This window comes from Paracoccus aurantiacus, assembly GCF_007993065.1.
GTDB lineage: Bacteria > Pseudomonadota > Alphaproteobacteria > Rhodobacterales > Rhodobacteraceae > Paracoccus > Paracoccus aurantiacus.
The window spans coordinates 310,945-327,525 of the sequence record NZ_VOPL01000003.1 but is presented as its reverse complement, the minus strand read 5'-3'; the positions used below and the strand labels follow the sequence as shown (position 1 = coordinate 327,525).

At 63.4% G+C, this 16,581-nt stretch carries 14 protein-coding genes; 6 read left to right on the top strand and 8 right to left on the bottom strand.

Going from position 1 to position 16,581, the window contains the following annotated elements; translation table 11 throughout:
- Positions 1-19 precede the first annotated feature (19 nt).
- Genes FQV27_RS09960 through FQV27_RS09950 form a run of 3 tightly spaced genes read right to left on the bottom strand, consistent with a single transcriptional unit; the run spans position 20 to position 3,587 of the window.
- Positions 20-1,174 (bottom strand): amidohydrolase, encoded by a 1,155-nt coding sequence (locus FQV27_RS09960; RefSeq protein ID WP_147097924.1) that lies wholly within the window; start codon positions 1,172-1,174, stop codon positions 20-22.
- Positions 1,150-2,391, bottom strand: coding sequence for a Zn-dependent hydrolase (locus tag FQV27_RS09955; protein ID WP_147097921.1), 1,242 nt, complete (start codon positions 2,389-2,391; stop codon positions 1,150-1,152). The genes FQV27_RS09960 and FQV27_RS09955 overlap by 25 nt, the downstream gene beginning before the upstream one ends.
- Entirely contained in the window at positions 2,388-3,587 is a 1,200-nt protein-coding gene (locus tag FQV27_RS09950; RefSeq protein ID WP_147097918.1) for a diaminopropionate ammonia-lyase, read from the bottom strand. Before FQV27_RS09950 ends, FQV27_RS09955 begins: the two co-directional genes overlap by 4 nt.
- Before the next feature lie 93 nt (positions 3,588-3,680).
- Here FQV27_RS09950 and FQV27_RS09945 point away from each other — a divergent pair, with 93 nt between their 5' ends.
- Positions 3,681-4,142, top strand: coding sequence for an Lrp/AsnC family transcriptional regulator (locus FQV27_RS09945; RefSeq protein WP_147097915.1), 462 nt, complete (start codon positions 3,681-3,683; stop codon positions 4,140-4,142).
- A gap of 18 nt (positions 4,143-4,160) precedes the next feature.
- Here the strand turns inward: FQV27_RS09945 and FQV27_RS09940 are convergent, their stop codons facing one another.
- Genes FQV27_RS09940 through FQV27_RS09930 form a run of 3 tightly spaced genes read right to left on the bottom strand, consistent with a single transcriptional unit; the run spans position 4,161 to position 7,311 of the window.
- A complete protein-coding gene (locus FQV27_RS09940) occupies positions 4,161-5,249 on the bottom strand; it encodes an HlyD family secretion protein (RefSeq protein WP_147097913.1) in 1,089 nt (362 codons plus the stop codon).
- Positions 5,246-6,880: an efflux MFS transporter permease gene (locus FQV27_RS09935; protein WP_147097910.1), complete on the bottom strand. Its 1,635-nt coding sequence runs from the start codon at positions 6,878-6,880 to the stop codon at positions 5,246-5,248. Before FQV27_RS09935 ends, FQV27_RS09940 begins: the two co-directional genes overlap by 4 nt.
- The gene (locus FQV27_RS09930; protein WP_147097906.1) at positions 6,877-7,311 is read right to left on the bottom strand and encodes a MarR family winged helix-turn-helix transcriptional regulator; all 435 of its coding nucleotides are present in this window, start codon (positions 7,309-7,311) and stop codon (positions 6,877-6,879) included. The genes FQV27_RS09935 and FQV27_RS09930 overlap by 4 nt, the downstream gene beginning before the upstream one ends.
- A gap of 194 nt (positions 7,312-7,505) precedes the next feature.
- Here FQV27_RS09930 and FQV27_RS09925 point away from each other — a divergent pair, with 194 nt between their 5' ends.
- The 4 genes from FQV27_RS09925 (at position 7,506) to FQV27_RS09910 (ending at position 13,330) form a co-directional block, all read left to right on the top strand.
- Complete coding sequence (locus tag FQV27_RS09925) at positions 7,506-8,504, top strand: serine hydrolase domain-containing protein (RefSeq protein ID WP_222611683.1); 999 nt, start codon at positions 7,506-7,508, stop codon at positions 8,502-8,504.
- A gap of 136 nt (positions 8,505-8,640) precedes the next feature.
- Complete coding sequence (gene gndA / locus FQV27_RS09920) at positions 8,641-10,062, top strand: NADP-dependent phosphogluconate dehydrogenase (RefSeq protein WP_147097902.1); 1,422 nt, start codon at positions 8,641-8,643, stop codon at positions 10,060-10,062.
- Positions 10,063-10,203: 141 nt separating this feature from the next.
- Complete coding sequence (locus FQV27_RS09915; RefSeq protein ID WP_147097900.1) at positions 10,204-11,373, top strand: efflux RND transporter periplasmic adaptor subunit; 1,170 nt, start codon at positions 10,204-10,206, stop codon at positions 11,371-11,373.
- 1 nt (position 11,374) lies between these two features.
- Entirely contained in the window at positions 11,375-13,330 is a 1,956-nt protein-coding gene (locus tag FQV27_RS09910) for a MacB family efflux pump subunit (protein WP_246133061.1), read from the top strand.
- A gap of 1 nt (position 13,331) precedes the next feature.
- Here FQV27_RS09910 and FQV27_RS09905 read toward each other — a convergent pair whose 3' ends face one another.
- On the bottom strand, positions 13,332-14,816 hold the full coding sequence (locus tag FQV27_RS09905) for an MATE family efflux transporter (protein ID WP_147097898.1): 1,485 nt from the start codon (positions 14,814-14,816) through the stop codon (positions 13,332-13,334).
- A gap of 227 nt (positions 14,817-15,043) precedes the next feature.
- On the opposite strand from FQV27_RS09905, the gene yghU reads away from it, so the two are divergent.
- A complete protein-coding gene (yghU, locus tag FQV27_RS09900) occupies positions 15,044-15,916 on the top strand; it encodes a glutathione-dependent disulfide-bond oxidoreductase (RefSeq protein ID WP_147097896.1) in 873 nt (290 codons plus the stop codon).
- A gap of 138 nt (positions 15,917-16,054) precedes the next feature.
- Here the strand turns inward: yghU and FQV27_RS09895 are convergent, their stop codons facing one another.
- Complete coding sequence (locus tag FQV27_RS09895; RefSeq protein WP_147097894.1) at positions 16,055-16,483, bottom strand: lipocalin-like domain-containing protein; 429 nt, start codon at positions 16,481-16,483, stop codon at positions 16,055-16,057.
- Positions 16,484-16,581: the final 98 nt, after the last annotated feature.

The following is a 16,581-nucleotide window of genomic DNA, read 5'->3' as shown; positions in this document are numbered from 1 at the left end:
GAGCCAGACGAAAGGCCCGCTATCCGGCGGGCCTTTCCTGTTCGGGCAATCGCGCGCGTACCGTCGCGACATGGACGTTCAGCCCGTGTATCAGCGCCGCGTCGTTGAAATCGTAATCGGGGCTGTGCAGGGGCGCGCTTTCCTTGCCATTTCCAATGAAGCCGAAGCAGCCCGGAACGTGCTGCAGGAAGCGCGCAAAATCTTCCGACGCGGTCATGGGTTCTGCCCGCATGGATGCCTGCGCCGACACGCCCGCGGCCGCTGCCAGCATCGCGTCGGCAAGTCCCGGATCGTTCAGTGTCGGGATGAATTCCCGCTCGTAGCGGCACTCTGCGCGTATCCCGTGCCCCCGCGCTACGCCCTCCGTGATGCGCCGCATCTCGGCCTCGATCGTCGCGGAGACCGTCGGCGCAAAGCTGCGGCAATCGCCCCTTACCTTTGCGATGCCGGGAAGTGCATTGCGCGTTCCATCCGTTTCCAGTTCGGTGACGGACACCACCGCGACATCGGACGGCTGCAAACGTCGCGAAACGATGGTCTGCAATTCGAGCACGAGCGCACAGGCCGGCACCATGACCTCTCGGCCCCAATCGGGCCGTGACGCATGCCCGCCCTGACCGTGCAGGACGATCTCGAAAATATCTTCTGCGGACATGATCGGGCCGTGGCGCGTTTCGAAATGGCCGACGGGCAGGCCCGGCATGTTGTGCAGCCCGTAAATCTCGTCAAACGGAAACCGGGACAGAAGTCCGTCCGCCAGCATGGCAAGCGCGCCGCGGCCCCATTCCTCGGCGGGCTGGAAGATCAGGCGCAATGTTCCGTCAAAGCCACCTTCCCGTGCCAGAACCTCGGCGGCACCCAGCAGCATTGCGGTATGTCCGTCGTGACCGCAGGCATGCATCACCCCCGGGGTTGCGGATGCCCAGTCTCGATCGGCTGTTTCGGTGATGCGCAGCGCATCCATATCGGCGCGCAGGGCGATGGCGCGGTTCGAGACGCCGCGCCTGAGGGTTCCGACGACGCCCGTTCCGCCGATTCCCTCGGCAACGTCGATCCCGAAGCTGCGAAGCGTCTCGGCGACGAAGCGTGCGGTGCGCGTTTCTTCAAAGCCGGGTTCCGGGTGCCGGTGCAGATCGCGCCGCCAACTGGTCATGCGGTCGTGGATTGTGTGCATTCGCCAAGCCTCCTTACCACATCCAGCAGAATATCCGCCCCGGCGATCAAGTCACTTTCCGCCGTGAATTCCATCGGGTTGTGACTGATCCCGCCTTTCGAGGGGACGAAGATCATTGCCGAAGGCGCGATGCGTGCCATCATCTGCGCATCATGCCCGGCCCCAGAGGTCATGCGGCGACAGCCCAATTGCCGCGCGGCGGCCGCTGCTTCGACCATTGCCGCGATACCGGGATCGAAGGCGACGGGTTGAAAACGTGCGAGGGATTCGGTCGTGATCGTGAAGCCTTCGGCCCGAAGGCCGTCAAGGAATGCCGAAAGACCGTCCTCCTGCTGCTTCAGAAGTGTCTCGTCCGGGTTGCGCATATCGACCGTGAACCGGGCTTCTGCCGGGATCACATTGATTGCGCCCGGCGCCAGCGTCAGCGTGCCGACAGTGGCGACGCCACCGCTGGTGGCGCGGGCCTGCTGGTCCACGAACGCCATGACCCGCGCAGCGGCGATGCCTGCGTCGCGCCGCATCGTCATGGGCGTGGTTCCTGCGTGGTTGGCCATGCCAGTGATCGCGATGCGCTGCCACGAGATGCCCTGAAGGTTTTCGACAGCGCCGATGGGAAGTCCACTGGCTTCCAGAACCGGCCCCTGTTCGACATGCAGCTCAAGATAGACATGGGGGGTCAGGAAACCGGGCTGTTCCTGACCCGCATAGCCGATAGACGCCAGCGCATCGCCCAAGGTGACACCCGCCGCATCTTGCGACCTCAGCGCCGCATCCAGGTCCAGACCACCAGCGGCGACAAGGCTGCCCATCATGTCGGGCGCAAAGCGAACGCCTTCCTCATTCGTGAACGCCGCCACGACAATCGGGCGCGACGGGCGCCGGCCATCAGCCTGCAAGGCCTCGATCACCGAAAGCCCGGCCAGCACGCCATAGCATCCGTCATAGACCCCGGCGTCTATCACCGTGTCGATATGAGAGCCGATCATCACCGGCGCACCGGATGCCCCCGGCGGTTCCCAGATGCCGTAGATATTGCCGATCTTGTCGATGGCGATGCGCAGACCTGCCGCCGAAAGCCACTTGCACAGCAAATCGCGACCGGCGCGGTCTGCATCGCTGCCGGCGACGCGACTTAGCCGCCCGGCACTGTCGCGCCCGGTATCGCCAAGCTCGCGCAGGCGCGTCAGCAGCGGCGCGCGCTCGATCCCGGACGTCATGGCCGCGCCCTTTCCAGAACAGCCTCGGGGCTTTGCCCGACGATCCGTGTATAGAGTGCCGGATCGGTTGCGCCTTCCGTGTTGATCGCCAGAACGCGCGAACCCGCGTCAAGCCCGATCGCCGCCGCCACCGATGCATCGTCAAGCGCGGCCAACAGCCCCGCAAGTCCGGCACCGCCGCTTTCGCCCGCCACCACCGGCGGATCGCCTTCAGCCGGGTCCGACAGCCGGCGCATGATCGCAGGCGCGCTTTCCTCGTCGATCAGCATGAAACCGTCAGCAACCCGTTCAAGGATGCGAAGCGCCACAAGCGATGGCGCATAGCATTCCAGCATCGCCATCACGGTCGGGGGCTGCCCGGCTACGGTCACGGGCTTGCCAGTGCGGGCACTGTCGAAGATGCAGGCAGCGCGCGCGGGTTCGACAATCGTGACATGCGGGCGGTCAGCGCCGAATTCAAGCGCCAGATGCCCGGCCACGGCGGCGGCGAACCCGCCGACGCCCGCCTGCAGAAAAACATGGGTCGGGGGATGGGGCAGTGCGGTCAGGATTTCTTTGACCATCGCCGTGTATCCCTGCATCACAAGGCCGGGGATCTCCTCATATCCCGGCCATGAGGTGTCGGAAAGGATCGTCCATCCTTCGGCCCGGGCGACCCGCGCAGCCTCGGCGACGGAGTCGTCGTAATTGCCGCTGACGCTGACGATTTCCGCGCCGAAGGCTTCAATCGCGGCGATCCGCGCCTCGCTGACGCCGGAATGCACGAAAATCACTGCCCGGGCCCCCATCATCTGCGCGCCCTGCGCGACCGAACGGCCATGATTGCCGTCGGTCGCGCAGGCAAAGGTCATCGCGGCCGCGATCTCGCGGATCTCATCTGACAGAAGTTCCTCAATCCCGACCGGGCGGCCAAGTTTGCGCGCGGCTTCCCGCTGGACGAGAACCATCAGCGCATAGGCGCCGCCAAGCGCCTTGAAGCTGCCAAGACCAAGACGATGCCCCTCGTCCTTGAGATACAGCGCGCCAATGCCAAGCTCGGCGGCCAGCCCCGGCAAGGCGTGAAGCGGCGTCGCTTTGTCTGAACGCAGTGACAGCGCACGCGCGGCGCGGTCGGCAGCGTCCCGGCCCAGCAGTTCGGCGTCGCCCTTGTCCAGTGGCTGACCGAAGCGTGGCATCGTGTTTTTCCGGTAGGTCATCGGCCACTCCCTCATCATTGGCAGTGAAGATATATTGCATTCGACGTGAAAAAAGCGCTGAATTAATGCGGCTTTTATGCAAGATTCTTTCACATGACCGCACTCGACAGCTTCGACATCGCCATCCTGCGGCTGATCCAGCACGACAATCGCCTGCCTCAGCGCGAAATTGGCGAGGCTGTCAACCTGTCAGCCCCCTCGGTCCAGCGGCGCATCCGCCGGATGGAGGCCGAAGGCGTGATCGCCGCGAATGTCGCACAGGTTCTGCCAGAGGCGGTCGGCCTTCCACTTACCATTATCGTCGAGGTCGAATTGCTGAGCGAAACCCCGGCTCATATAGACGCGGCCAAGCAGCGTTTCCGCGCAGCGCCAGAGGTCCAGCAATGCCACTATGTCACCGGCGAGGCAGATTTCGTCCTGATCCTCGCGGTCGCCAGCATGTCGGCCTATGAGGAGTTCACGCGGCGGATGTTCTTCGAATCCGGCAACGTGAAGAAATTCCGGACACTGGTTTCGATGGACCGGGTGAAATACGGCACCGCGCTGGGATTCTGAACGCCTCGCCCTGCCGTGTCATGCGCCGCTTCCCATGATCGCGGCGGTTTCGGATGCGGTCTTTGCGCCGGTCCCGCTGCCTTCGTCGATGGTGACGACGACGGACAGCCCCGGCTCCAGGAATTCGGCCATGTCCTGACCGGGATCAATGCTGATGCGGATGGGCAGGCGCTGCGCGACCTTGGTGAAATTGCCCGTCGCATTTGACGACGACAGAAGGCTGAATTCGGACGCGGTCGCGGGCGAAAACGCCTCGACCCGGCCGCTGAAGCTGCGATGTTGCATGGCGTCGACGGTGAATTCCGCCTTGTCGCCGATCCGCACGCCGTGAAGCTGGTTCTCGTTGAAATTGGCGATCACCCAGACCTCGGGCCGCACAAGGCTGACAAGTGCGGTTCCGGCGGTCACATACTGGCCGGTGCGCACACCGACCTGACCGAGCCTGCCGTTTTCCGGCGCGCGGATCACAGCATTCGACAGGTCGATCTCTGCCAGTTCGACGGCCGCCTTTGCCGACGCGATCTGCGCCTGTTCTGCCGCCAGCCCGACCTTGGCGCCGTTTACGCTTTCCTGCGCCACCGCGATGCCGCTTTCCGCCTGGGTCACGGCCGCCTCGGCCTGATGCAGCGCGAGTTCGCTTTGATCCGCGCTGCTTTGCGCGGTGACGCCGCGGGTGTTAAGGGCGCTTGCCCGATCCCAGCTCTGCTTTGCGGTATCGCGCGCCGCCTCGGCGGAGCGCAGTGCTGCGCGGGCCGAAAGAAGCTGAGCCTCGGCGGAATGGATGCTTTGGGTCTGAATTTCCAGCGATGCCTTCGCGCCGTCCAGTGTCGCCTGCGCCTGCGCCAGCTTCTGGCGAAGCTGGCGGTCGTCGATCCGCGCGATGATCTGGCCTTTCTCGACCGGCTGGAAATCCTGAACCTCCACCTGCGCGACATAGCCTGAAAGCTGAGGCGAGATGGTGGTGACATAGCCGCGCACATAGGCGTTCTCGGTCTGCGGATGCGCCGCCGTGAAGGGGGGCAGGTGCCAGGCGAACAGCACGATCAGAACGCCGGCAAGGCCCGCAAACAGCGCGATCAGGGTCGGGATGAGGTGGTTCTTCGTCATGGTGTTATCTCTGTCTCAGTCGAAGCGCGGCGGGTCAGCAGGCTGGCAAGGCCGTCGCGGAATATGTGAAGAAGAAGCATGATTAACGCCGCCGCCGCGGCCAGCGAGGTCAGCAGATAGGCGTCGTTATATGCCATGACATAGGCCTGACTGGTCGCATCCTGCGCGATGATCGCGACCGCCTGCGCCTTACGCATGGCGGGGTCCGCGATCTGCGACGCAAGGGTCGCGGCGCGTATCGCGATCTGCTGGGTGGTCAGCGGGTCGGTCGCTGTCAGGCTTTCGCGCAGCAGCTGGAAATGCATCGCCTCGCGGTAGTTTATGAACGTCGTGAAAAGGCCCGAGCCCATCGCCCCGCCAAGGCTTTGCGTCGAGAGAAAGACTATGACGAAGGACAGGATATAGTTCGGCCCCTTCGCAAAGGCCGCCATCAGCCCGCGCATCATCGCGGGTGCCATGAAGAAAGACCCTGCGAAGGCGATCAGTGACTGGCTCAGCATCATCTGGGCCGGGCGGGTGTCTGCGGTCGCGTGACTGTCCATCCATGCCCCGACCGCGATCAGCGAAAGCGCAATCACGTGCAGCAGCGGCACACGCTCTGGCTTCATGAAGGGAATCAGCGCGAGGCCGCCCAGAACCGTCGCAAGCGTCAGCAGCGCGAAGATCGGGACAAGCTGGCCCTGCGTGACGCCAAGAAGCTGGAACATGCGCGGGGCGCCGGCGCTCTGCTCGGAAAGGATCAGCCGGAAAAGCAGCAGCGTAAGGGTCAGGTGAACCATGGCCGGGCTGGCCAGCCAGCGGATATCCAGAAGCGGTGCCTTGCGGTTCAACTCGATCATCACGGCGACGCTCAGCGCCGCGATAGATGCCGCCATCACCCAGCCCAGCCAGTCGGCCTGCGTCCACCAATAGGTCGCGCCGGTGACGAAGGCCACCGTCAGCCCGCCGAACCCGATCGCGATCAGCAACCAGCTGATGAGATCGAGCGCGGCAATGACCTTCATCCGGGGCGGTGACGCAAGGGGAAGCGCATAAACCAGCCCAAGCGAAATCGCCGCCATGCCAAGCGTCATCAGATGCAGCCCGTCCCATCCGTGATCGCCCATGAGCGCCGGTGAGATGACGCGCGACAGCAGCGGACCTGCGGAAATCAGGGCAAGCACCATCGGCAGTCCCAGCCGCAGTTTCCAGGCCTGCGAAAGCGGCTCCAGCATGTAAAGGAAGGCCAGTGTGGACAGGGGTGCCGCGACCATGCCGGCCAGAAACTGCATCACGAAAGCCGAACGCAGATCGGAAATCGCCATCGCCGCGAGTGCGACGACCAGATAGGCGAGGATCGCGATTTCAGCGAAACGGCGAAGGCCGTATTGCGTGCGAAGCTTGATCAGAAGCAAGGGAAGCGAGGCGCGGGGGATCAGAAAGGCGACCATCAGCCAGCTTGCCTGCGTAACACTGACCCCCAGATCGCCCGCGATCTGCGGCAGATTGGTGCTGACAAACCCCTGCGCCAGCCCCTGCGTCAGCGCAATCACGACAGCCGCGCAGATATAGCCAAGCGTCATCGGCCAGCTTTTTGGCACGAAAGGCGGCGGGGCCGCCGCTGCGCCTTGTGGTGCGGCTTCGTAGGTCATCTTGCTTTCAGCTTTTCGATCTTCTCAGCCATCCGATCCAGGACGCGGCGCGTCGTCGCGATATCCTCGGCTGCGACGCCCTCGGTCAGCACGGCCTCGATCTCGGCGCGAAAGCCCAGAAGCGGCTCGATCCGGGCGGCGTCGGTCAGGAACACAGCATATTTCCGCGCGTCATCGGGCATCGGCCGACGCTCGGCCAGTCCCTGTGCCTCAAGCGCGTCAAGCTGGCGTTTCAGGGTCGGCGTCTCGATCCCAAGCGCCACGGCAAGCTCTGTCTGGCTGGCCCCCTCGTTATGGCCGATCATGGCCAGCAGGCGGGCGCGCGCGAATGTCAGGCCCTGAGTCTCTTTCACGCGCAGCTCGAACGCGGCGCGCACGGCGCGCGTCAGACGCAGAACGGATTCGTAAAGGGTATGGGGTCTGTCGGCCATTTTATTAGCTTGCGAATTAATTTCATTGCCTAGCTAATAAACTGTCGCGCGACGGTCAAGGAATGGCTGCCATGTCGCGCCTGCATGCGTCACGAGGCGACGACGATAAGTCTTATGCAGATTCGTCATCAATCTCGCGGTTGAGCCGTGCGGCCGCGCACCCCACCTTGAAGGAAACAGAAAGGGCGCATCGCATGGCAGGCATATCACGACGCAGACTTATGGCTTTCGGCGCAGGGTTGCTTGGCGCGCCCTTGGTGGCGCGTGGCGCAATGGCCCAGACAGGTGGTCTGCAGACCGTCGTGGATCAGGCGGCGGGACTGGATCAGCTTCGCTCGCTTGTCATCACGCAGAACGGCGAGCGCCTGTTCGCCGAGGCGTTTCGCGGACCGCCGCTGGACCGGCCTGCCAATGTGAAGTCGGTTTCGAAAACCATTGTGGCGCTGCTGACCGGCATCGCGATTGATCGTGGCGTTGTCGAAGGCGTCGATCAGCCCGTCCTGCCGCTGCTGGGCCGGGAACCTTTCCGCGATGCGCGCGACGCGATGACGATAGGCGATCTGCTGAGCATGAGGGCAGGCGTGGGCAGCACCTCTGGCGGGAATTACGGGGCCTGGGTGTCCAGCGACGACTGGGTGGAATATGCGTTGCGCCAGCCGATGAACGGGCCGCCCGGCGACCGCTTCATCTATTCCACCGGGGGATGGCATATCCTTGGCGCCGCACTGTCGCGCGCCTCCGGGCTCAGCCTGCATCGCATGGCGCAGGACTGGCTGGGCAATCCGCTGGATATCGTGATGCCGCCCTGGGTCGCAGACCCGCAGGGCCGCTATCTGGGGGGCAATGATATGGCGATCAGCCCGCTTGGCCTGTCCCGGATCGGGCAGATGGTCCTGAATCGCGGCGAGTTGGACGGGCGGCGTGTCATCCCCGAAAGCTGGCTGTCCCGGTCATGGGAACCGAGGGCGCGCTCACCGTTTTCGGGGGATCTTTATGGATATGGATGGTTTCTGACGCGCTATGGCGGACGCTTTGCTGCATATGCGCGGGGCTATGGCGGGCAGTTGCTGGTTGTGCAGCCGGACCGGCGTCTGGTTGTGGCAATCACGTCTGACCCGAACCGACCGGCGCGGGGCGAGGGCTATTTCGGCGACCTTCGCCGCCTTGTCAATGCGATCTCGACCGCTGTCTGACGGATTGCAACCCGCACCGTTTCGCCGATAAGGTGCCGACATCGCACCGGCCCGCAAGATCGCATTCCGACGCGGCCGCCCGCCGGGCAAACTGCCCGCCCAGCAAGGGCGGAATTGCTTCAGATGGAATGATAACATGGATAATCTAGCACATTTCGGCCTGATCGGGCTGGGAACAATGGGCGCAGCGCTGGCGCAGAATATCGCCGAGAAGGGCTATCCGATTGCCGTCTATAACCGCACGACCTCTGTTACCGATGAATTCATGGCCAATGCCGGTGATCTTGCGCCGCGGCTGATCCCGGCAAAGTCGCTTGAAGAACTGGTCGCCGCGATCACGCCGCCGCGTGCGATCATCCTGATGGTTCCCGCCGGTCCGGTTGTCGATCAGCAGATCGAGGCGCTGTCGCCGCTGCTTCAGGACGGCGATCTGATTATCGACGCGGGCAATGCGAATTACGCCGATACCGAACGCCGGGACCGCCAGAGCGAAGGCGAGACCTACGACTTCATGGGCATTGGCGTCTCCGGCGGCGAGGAGGGGGCGCGCCACGGACCGTCGATCATGGTCGGCGGCAAGCCCGCGCAGTGGGATCGTGTCGGCGAGATGCTGCGGGCGATTTCGGCCAAATATGACGGCGAGCCCTGTGCCGCGCTGATGGGTCCGGGCGGGGCGGGCCATTTCGTGAAGATGGTCCATAACGGCATCGAATATGCGGATATGCAGATGATTGCCGAAACCTACGCGCTGATGCGCGACGGCATGGGCTTTGACGCGACCCGCATCGCTGAAACCTTCGAGGCGTGGAATAAGGGACCGCTCGCCTCTTATCTCATCGAGATTTCCGGCAAGGTCGCCCGCGCCGTCGATCCGATCGCCGGCGGCCCGATGCTTGACGCGATCCTTGACGCTGCGGGTCAGAAGGGCACGGGCCGGTGGACCGTGATCGAGGCGCAGAAGCTGGCCGTCGCCATTCCCGTGATCGAGGCCGCGGTGGTCGCGCGCAACCTTTCGGCGCAGGTGGCGGCGCGGGCGCGCGGCGCGGATGTGTTTGGCGCGATGCCACAATCTTTGCCGAAGGATGCGCTTGATACAGATACGCTGGAGGCAGCGCTGATTGCTGGCAAGATTCTATGTTACGCGCAGGGTTTCGACATGCTGGGCCGGGCATCCGAGGAATTCGGCTGGAAGCTTCCAATGCCGGAAATCGCCCGTATCTGGCGCAATGGCTGCATCATCAGGTCGGAAATGCTGAACGACATGGCTTCGGCGCTGGCGGCCAATCCGGGCGAGAACCTGATCTTCGCAGACCCCTTCACGCGGCTGGTCAAGGAAAACGAAGCAGCATTGCGCAAAGTCGTGATCGCCGCGACAGGGGCGGGGATCGCGGTTCCGGCGCTTGCTGCGGGGCTTTCGTGGTTCGATGCCATGCGCACGCCGCGCGGATCGGCAAACATGATTCAGGCGCAGCGCGATTTCTTCGGTGCGCATGGCTATAAGCGCCTGGACGGGAAGGACGCGCCTCATGGGCCCTGGTGGGACAAGACCGCGGGCTGAGCTGAACACCTGATGCTCTTGCAAATGTGAAGCGGCGTGCCGGGCTTGCGGCGCGCCGTTTGGTTTTCATTTGGGAACCAGTTGTCATAACGGGTCTGGCTTCCGCGAGATTGACGGAATTTTGCTGACCGGGACGACGAGATGAGACTGCGTAAACTTCTTCTGCCACTTTTGGTTATTGTCGGCGTTGCCGGTTTTTTCGGCTGGCGCGTGCTGTCCCAGCCTGCACCGACGGCCGCGCCGACGCTTGCCACGGCGCAGATCGGGACGGTCGCGCAGACGGTGCTTTCCTCGGGCATGCTTGAGGCGGCGCAGCTTGTCAGTGTCGGTGCCCGCGTGTCCGGCCAGATCGACACGCTGGCGGTGACGCTGGGGCAGACCGTTGAAGCCGGCGACCTGATCGCACAGATCGATTCGCAGGATCAGCAGAACGAGGTGCTGATGGCCGAGGCTGAACTGGCCAATATCGACGCGCAGATCGCAGCCAAGAATGCCGAGCTGGAACGCGCGGAGCTTGCGTTTCAACGCTATAGCGGGTTGGGCGCGCAGAACTATTCCAGTGCCGAAACCGTCGAATCCGCCAAGGCCGATGTTCAGATTACGAAGGCGGATCTGGAAGCGCTGGCGGCAAAGAAATCTGCAGCCGAGGTGACACTTTCGACCGCGCGGATCGCGCTTGAACGGACGAAGATCACCGCCCCCATCGACGGGACGGTCGTTGCGGTCGTGGTGAAGCAAGGTCAGACCGTCAACGCGAATAACGATGCCCCGACGATCGTGAAGCTGGCCGATCTGTCGACCATGCTGGTCAAGGCAGAGATTTCCGAGGCCGATGTGATGAATGTCTCGCCGGGTCAGGAGGCCAGCTTTACCACGCTTGGCGCATCCGGGCGTCCGTTCCAGGCGATCCTGCGCGAGATCGAACCCGCGCCGACCGAAATCGAAGAGAGCGACACCATAGATTCCGAAAGTGCGATCTATTACAACGGACTGCTGGAGGTAGCTAACCCGGATGGCGCGCTTCGGATCGGCATGACGGCACAGGTGACGATCGAACTCGCCAAGGCGGAAAACGTCCTGAGCGTGCCATCCTCGGCGATCCGCAGCGACGATCAGGGGCGTTACGTGCTGCGCTACGATCCCGCCAGCGGCACAAGCAAGCGGCAGGCAGTCGAAGTCGGGCTCGATAACCGGGTCAGCGCGGAAATACTGTCAGGGCTGGCGGAAGGCGACAGCGTCGTCACAGGCACCGAACATGCCGCCGCAGCCGACGGCGGAAATTCGCGGGGCGGCCCGCGAATGAGGTTCTGATATGGCGACGCAGGACGTGCCGCTGATTTCGCTTCGCGCGATCAGCCGCAGCTTCAAGGCCGGCGAGGAGGAGTTCACGGTCCTGCGCGATGTCGATCTGGACATCCGCAGGGGCGAAATGGTCGCGATCATCGGTGCGTCAGGCTCGGGAAAATCGACGCTGATGAACATTCTCGGCTGTCTCGACCGGCCAAGCAGTGGCACTTATCTGTTCGGTGGGCGCGATGTTGGCACGCTGAGCCCGGATGAGCAGGCGGAACTGCGACGGTCGCATTTCGGGTTCATCTTTCAACGCTATCAATTGCTGGGTGATCTGGACGCGCTTGGCAATGTCGAGGTGCCGGCCGTCTATGCGGGTGAGGGTCGTTCGACGCGCCGGCACAGGGCCTTGTCCCTGCTGGGGCGGCTCGGGCTTGGCGAACGCACCGATCACCGGCCCGGCGAGCTTTCGGGGGGCCAGCAGCAGCGAGTTTCGGTTGCGCGCGCACTGATGAATGGCGGCGAAGTGATCCTGGCGGACGAGCCGACCGGAGCGCTCGACAGCCACAGCAGCGCCGAGTTGATGGATTTGCTTATCGACCTGAATCGTCAGGGCCATACCATCATCATCGTGACCCATGACCCGAATGTCGCCGCGCAGGCCCATCGTATCATCGAGATCAGCGACGGGCGCATCGTTTCCGACAAAAGCGGCGACGGGCCTGCCGCGACACCGCTGCGCCCGGAACCAGCCAGCCTGCAACGGGCGGCGGCGTTCATGCAGGTCACACGCGTATCAGAGGCGCTGCGCATGGCGCTTCTGGCCATGCTGTCGCACCGCATGCGCAGCTTTCTGACCATGCTGGGCATTATCATCGGCATCGCATCTGTCGTGCTGGTGGTGGCGCTCGGGTCAGGTAGCCAGCAGAAGGTGCTGGAAGATATCAGCTCGCTCGGGACGAATACGATCACCGTGCGCGCGGGCAGCGGGTTCGGCGCGCGCGGCGCGGGGCGGATCAGGACGCTGATGCCGTCCGACGCGACCGCGCTTTCGCAGCAAAGCTTTGCGGCAGGTGTGTCACCGGCGGTCAATGACAATGCGACAGTGCGCTATGGCGCGACCGATGCTGCGGCCTCGATCAACGGGGTCAGCAACGATTATTTCCAGCTTCATTCCTACGAAACCATCGCCGGAAGCCTGTTCGCGGGCAGCGATATTTCGGAACTTTCGCAGGTTGCCGTCATCGACGAAGACACCCGTGACACCTTCTTCGCAGGCGGGGAAAGTGCCGTCGGGCAGGTTCTGCATATCGGACATGTGCCGGTGCGCGTCATCGGCGTCGTGCGCGCCAGCGGGGCCAGCTTCGGGCCGGATTCGCTGAATATCTGGCTTCCCTACACCACAGTCATGTCGCGCATCTCGGGTCAGAAATACCTCAGCAGCATTACCGTTCAGGTTGCAGACGGGCAGGACATGACGGCCGCTCAGCAGCAGATTTCCGGCCTGATGCTTGCGCGGCACGGCACGCAGGACTTTTTTCTTCAGAACAGCGACACGATCCGCCAGACCATCACCTCTGCCACCACGACGATGACGCTGCTGGTGGCGGCAATTGCGGTGATCTCGCTGGTTGTCGGCGGCATCGGGGTGATGAACATCATGCTCGTTTCGGTGACAGAGCGCACGAAGGAGATCGGCGTTCGCATGGCTGTCGGTGCGCGGCGCGCCGATATTACGGCGCAGTTCCTGATCGAGGCGGTTCTGGTCTGTCTGACGGGCGGCGCGCTTGGCATTCTGACGGCGCTTGGCTTTGGCTGGCTGACATCGTCGCTGACCGACGCGGTGAGGCTGAATTTTTCAACCCTGTCGATCGTGGTGGCTTTTCTGTCCTCGACCGTGATCGGGATCGCCTTCGGCTTTCTGCCCGCTCGCGCGGCGGCGCGCCTTGACCCGGTGGTCGCACTCAGCCGCGAATAGATCAGGCGTCCTGCGCCTCGGCGATAGGCGGGGCGTGCCCCGAGGTCGGCGCGCCGGGCGGCCCGGCTTCGGTATACAGCGCTGCCGCGACCGGGCGGGCGTCGGGGGCGCGATCTGCCGGAACCTGCATGTCCTGTTCGCTGCGCCAGTTGCCGAAACGGTAAAGCAGGATCGCCATGACCATCGTCGCCACCATCGCGACAGGAAAGCTGAACCAGATCGCATCGGTGCCAAGCGCGCCCTGCATTCCATATGCAAAGCCAAGGCGCACCGGGAACAGAGAAACGATCAGGATCAGCAGCGGCCACAGCACCTGACCATTGGCGCGGATCGTTGCGAACAGCACCATGGTGACGCCGAAGGGGATGAAGCCCCATGTGGCCAGCAGGGCGATATGCCGCCCGATTTCGACCGCTGCAGAGCCGGAGCCGAGAAAGACCTGCATGGCCTGCCTGTCCGCGGCGACCAGCAGCGCCACCAGCCCGCCGGTCAGAAGGATATTATAGATGATACCCGTCCGGGTGATCCTGCCGACCCGGTCCCAACGCCCGGCACCGATATTCTGCGCCGCCATCGCGCTGACCGCCGCGCCAAGCGCCATCGCGGGCATCTGCACATAGGTCCACAACTGCTGCGTGGCGCCAAAGGCTGCGGTCGTATCGACGCCCTGCCGGTTGACCAGCCGCATCATCGCCAGCATGGAGCCGGACACCACCACCATCTGGATGCCCATCGGCAGCCCCTTGCGCAGCATCAGCGCCAGGATCGAGCGGTCAGGCCGAAGATAGCCCAGTTCAGGTCCGCGCAGCCGCAGCGGCAGATCGCGGGCGTAGATATAGGCCAGCATCGCAATCAGCGCGGTATAGTTCGCAATCGCCATGGCAAAGGCCGACCCTCCGATGCCCATTTTCGGGGCTGGCCCTAGTCCAAGGATGAAGACCGGGTTCAGCGCCACATCCAGCGCGACTGCCAGCACCATGAAGATCAGGGGTGTGATCGCATCCCCGCTGCCGCGCAGGGTCATCATCAGCATGGTCATCATCAGGATCGCGGGCAGGGCGAGGAACGTCACCTTCAGGAAGGCGCGCGCCAATGGCGTGATGCTGGGGTCGGTTCCCAGCAGCGACAGGACGGACGGGGCCAGAAGCCAGCCGACCACGGCCAGAACCAGCGCCACGGGGATGAACGTCCCGACCGCCGTTCCGACCACGCGCCGCGCCGCGTCGATATCGCCGCGCCCGAAGGACTGCCCGACCAGAATCGTCGCCGCCATCCCGAAACCGAAAACGAAGGCCGTCATCAGGAACATGACCAGATTGCCATTGGTCGTGGCGGCAACGGCATCCTCGCCGATCAACTGCCCGACCCAGACGGTGTCGATCGACCCGTTAGCCGATTGCAGAACTGATGACGCCAGCGTCGGCAGCGCAAAGGCCAGAAGCGTCGATGCAATCGGGGCGGAGACGAGGTTGTTCTGTCCCGGCATGAAACACTCCTGACAAAAATCTGCGGGCCGAACCCCCAAGGCCGGCGTTAAATCTGCCTCTGCTTAAACCCGGCGACAGCGGATGTCAGCGCCCGAATGCGCAAGGCTGCAATCACAGTGACGGGATCGGACAGATCGCACAGTCATCGCAAGGGCTTGAAATCCCGTGGCGAGGCATACAGGTCCAGATCAGTGACGCGCAATCAGGTTACCGGACAGGACCCATCATGAGCGAAGAATACACCCCGCCGAAAGTCTGGACTTGGGACGAACAGAATGGCGGCGAATTTGCCAGCATCAACCGTCCCATCGCAGGCCCCACCCATGAAAAGCCGCTGCCGGTCGGCAAGCACCCGCTGCAGCTTTATTCGCTGGCGACCCCGAACGGCCAGAAGGTCGGCATCATGCTGGAAGAACTGCTGGCCAAGGGGCACAAGGGCGCGGAATACGACGCGTGGCTTATCAGGATCGGCGACGGCGATCAGTTCGGCAGCGGTTTCGTCGAGGTTAATCCGAACTCCAAAATCCCGGCGCTGATGGATCATTCGGTTGACCCGCCCGTGCGGGTTTTCGAATCCGGCGCGATCCTGCTGTATCTGGCCGAGAAGTTCGGGGACTTCCTGCCCACGGAACCTGCCGCGCGGACAGAGGCGCTGAACTGGCTGTTCTGGCAAATGGGCTCTGCCCCCTTTGTCGGTGGCGGCTTCGGGCATTTTTATGCCTATGCGCCGGTGAAGATCAAATATGCCATCGACCGCTATGCGATGGAAACCAAGCGCCAGTTGGACGTGCTGGACCGTCATCTTGCCGATAACCGTTTCATGGCGGGTGAGGATTATTCTATCGCCGATATGGCCATTTTCCCGTGGTACGGACGGATGACCACGGGCGGGGTTTACGGCGATGCCGCGACCTTCCTTGATGGCAGCAGCTACAAGAACGTTCTGCGCTGGAATGACGAGATTGCCGCACGTCCCGCCGTTCAGCGTGGCATGATGGTCAACCGCACCTCTGGCGATCCCTCCGGGCAGCTGTGGGAACGGCATGATGCGTCGGATTTCGAACTGCGGACGCAGGATAAGCTGGACGCAGCGGAATAGGGCGCGGAACGGATTTGCGCGATGGCTGGCGCCCGTCCGCTGTGATGGGCGGGCGCTTGTCCAGCGGCGCGATGCGCCCGGTTCCGGACCGGGGGAAACCGATGCGGCCCGATAACGGCGCGGTCCCAACGATCTGCGTCAGACGACTTTGCGAAATTCCATCTGATAGATCACTTCGTCCCCGGTGGTCGGGTCTATGCCCGGCGCGCCGCTGATGACCAGCCGGTCGCCATGCAACCTGAACGGTCGCGACAGGTCGCCCCCCCAGTTCGGGTTCCATGACCCCTCAACCTGATGCACGACGCGGTCGCCGTCGAGATGATATGACGCGACATAGGCAAGCATGCTGTCGAACAATTGCGCCTTTTCTGCCTCTGTCCACCCGTCATCATTCGGCGCAAGGCGATCAGCTTTGAATACCGTCGCCATCATCCGGCCGTCTGGGTGATAGGCGATATAACCGATGGGGGACGGACCGAGCGCGTCGGTGGTTTCGCCTGTCGCGACAGAGGTGCGCGTCCAGCTCTCCATTCGCCACGACCCTATAATCGCGCTCGCATCAGTCATGATATTTCCCGGCTGCAGATCCATTACTGTAACAAAATCAGACGGATGCCACCAGACTATATCGCCGCGTCTCAGGCTTCAGCTATTGAAGGTTCAAG

Coding starts and splice junctions, on each gene's coding strand:
- FQV27_RS09960 (WP_147097924.1), bottom strand. CDS start 1,174: ATGCACACAATCCACGACCGCATGACCAGTTGGCGGCGCGATCTGCAC.
- FQV27_RS09955 (WP_147097921.1), bottom strand. CDS start 2,391: ATGACGTCCGGGATCGAGCGCGCGCCGCTGCTGACGCGCCTGCGCGAG.
- FQV27_RS09950 (WP_147097918.1), bottom strand. CDS start 3,587: ATGACCTACCGGAAAAACACGATGCCACGCTTCGGTCAGCCACTGGAC.
- FQV27_RS09945 (WP_147097915.1), top strand. CDS start 3,681: ATGACCGCACTCGACAGCTTCGACATCGCCATCCTGCGGCTGATCCAG.
- FQV27_RS09940 (WP_147097913.1), bottom strand. CDS start 5,249: ATGACGAAGAACCACCTCATCCCGACCCTGATCGCGCTGTTTGCGGGC.
- FQV27_RS09935 (WP_147097910.1), bottom strand. CDS start 6,880: ATGACCTACGAAGCCGCACCACAAGGCGCAGCGGCGGCCCCGCCGCCT.
- FQV27_RS09930 (WP_147097906.1), bottom strand. CDS start 7,311: ATGGCCGACAGACCCCATACCCTTTACGAATCCGTTCTGCGTCTGACG.
- FQV27_RS09925 (WP_222611683.1), top strand. CDS start 7,506: ATGGCAGGCATATCACGACGCAGACTTATGGCTTTCGGCGCAGGGTTG.
- gndA (WP_147097902.1), top strand. CDS start 8,641: ATGGATAATCTAGCACATTTCGGCCTGATCGGGCTGGGAACAATGGGC.
- FQV27_RS09915 (WP_147097900.1), top strand. CDS start 10,204: ATGAGACTGCGTAAACTTCTTCTGCCACTTTTGGTTATTGTCGGCGTT.
- FQV27_RS09910 (WP_246133061.1), top strand. CDS start 11,375: ATGGCGACGCAGGACGTGCCGCTGATTTCGCTTCGCGCGATCAGCCGC.
- FQV27_RS09905 (WP_147097898.1), bottom strand. CDS start 14,816: ATGCCGGGACAGAACAACCTCGTCTCCGCCCCGATTGCATCGACGCTT.
- yghU (WP_147097896.1), top strand. CDS start 15,044: ATGAGCGAAGAATACACCCCGCCGAAAGTCTGGACTTGGGACGAACAG.
- FQV27_RS09895 (WP_147097894.1), bottom strand. CDS start 16,483: ATGACTGATGCGAGCGCGATTATAGGGTCGTGGCGAATGGAGAGCTGG.